At 44.4% G+C, this 1,496-nt stretch carries 2 protein-coding genes; both read left to right on the forward strand.

Annotated features, from left to right (window positions below; genetic code table 11):
* The coding region (locus F6K20_RS38165; RefSeq protein WP_287298378.1) for a hypothetical protein at nt 1–204 on the forward strand (204 nt) is incomplete at its 5' end.
* 238 nt (nt 205–442) lie between these two features.
* Complete coding sequence (locus F6K20_RS38170) at nt 443–1,465, forward strand: hypothetical protein (protein WP_287298379.1); 1,023 nt, start codon at nt 443–445, stop codon at nt 1,463–1,465.
* Nucleotides 1,466–1,496: the final 31 nt, after the last annotated feature.

A 1,496-nucleotide genomic window follows, 5' to 3' on the forward strand; every position in this document is an offset into this window, starting at 1 on the left:
TTTCCAAAGGAACGTAAGCATTCAGCTAATGCGCTACGCGCACGCTTGGCCTTGGCCGTTGGCCACGCTACGCGAATGGCCACGCTCCTTGAGGTGCGAACAGCTATCAGCGTGTCGCGTATCAGCTCATGGGTTATGCACATTCTTATTGATGAGGAAAGCATTTTGAATAAAAGAGGTAAGCATTTGTTTAATCTGAGTTAAGTCTGCTGTTTCCTTAGCTTGAGCCTTGGCCTATGGGCACGCTAGGGGAATGGCTGAAGGCTGAAGGCTGAAGGCTGAAGGCTGAAGGCTGAAGGCTGAAGGCTGATTGCTGAATGCTTACGATTACTGACCACCAACCCTCACCCCTCACCAAAATAGTTAAGAAGTGTGAAGTTTAGATCTCAAAGATGATTAAAACAGTAGATAATAATAAATTTGGCAGAAAAAGGATAATACCATGGCAGATTACCAGCAGTGGGAGGAATCGCTCGTCGCACCAATTATACGTCAGGCTCAGCAAAAACTGATGTCTCCCAGGAAATTTCATGCCCTCTGCCAACAGGTGATCAAATCTACTGGTCAAAAAAAGCTATACTTTTATCCACCACCTTCCGAGCTACTGGATGTAACTAACGGGATTACCATCAAAGAGTTAAGACAATTTTTCGACAAATTAGCCAACTATGTCAGTAGTACCTCCTCAGAAGGACACCGAGTCACACTCTACCTAAAAAGAGTGCGGCTTAGATTAGGTAGGGTAAACAAGAGATTTATTTTAGTAAAAAAAACCAGAGTATGTCAGCACAGTCCAAAATCTGTTGTAGAGCGGTGCGACCCCGGTCGGGTTTCCCGACCTAGGGAAAGCGCACCAAGAGAGGTGAAGCCTTCCAGAGAAAAATTAGAAGTCAACCCCAAGGGGTTATATTCCAAGGCCATGCTATACCAGGATTTGCCCTGCCAGGATTTGCCTACACAACCAGCTCCAATTCATCCTGAAATGCTATCTACAGGGGGAATGAAGGTTGAGGTAGAAATAGCTGGAGCTGGCATGGTTGGTCGGGTAGCTCGCCTGAGAATTAATGGCAAAGACTTGGCATTTAAAGCATTTTTTGACCCAGATTTCGTCTGGCAGCATGGTCCTTGGGCTGAAATTCCCATTGGGATTAGACTGAAATATGCTCAGGTAAGGAAAAACTGTGCAGAATTCTTGTTTGCTAGTCAAGATTGGATGGTATCGGAATGGATTTATCCCGATACTAATCCCCAGTTTCGGAACAATGGCATCACTTATGAACAGTTTGCCGCTCAAGAAGGTCTAACTCAACTCAATTCATTAAATATATATAATTACAATCCATACAATATACGTCTTGATCCAGGTGGAATAGTCAAAGGCTACCTTGACCTGGTAGGGTTTTGTTGCACCAGTTTTGTTGTTAAACTTTCGGAACTGAATATCTTCCAGTGCCTGCTGATTTAAAATGCCGTACCCTGCACTCTGAATCAGCTGT

Source organism: Moorena sp. SIO2C4, from assembly GCF_010672485.1.
In the GTDB taxonomy this organism is placed as follows: domain Bacteria; phylum Cyanobacteriota; class Cyanobacteriia; order Cyanobacteriales; family Coleofasciculaceae; genus Moorena; species Moorena producens.

What these genes read in the sequence shown, in the direction of transcription:
- F6K20_RS38170 (WP_287298379.1), top strand. Translation starts at nt 443, where the DNA reads ATGGCAGATTACCAGCAGTGGGAGGAATCGCTCGTCGCACCAATTATA.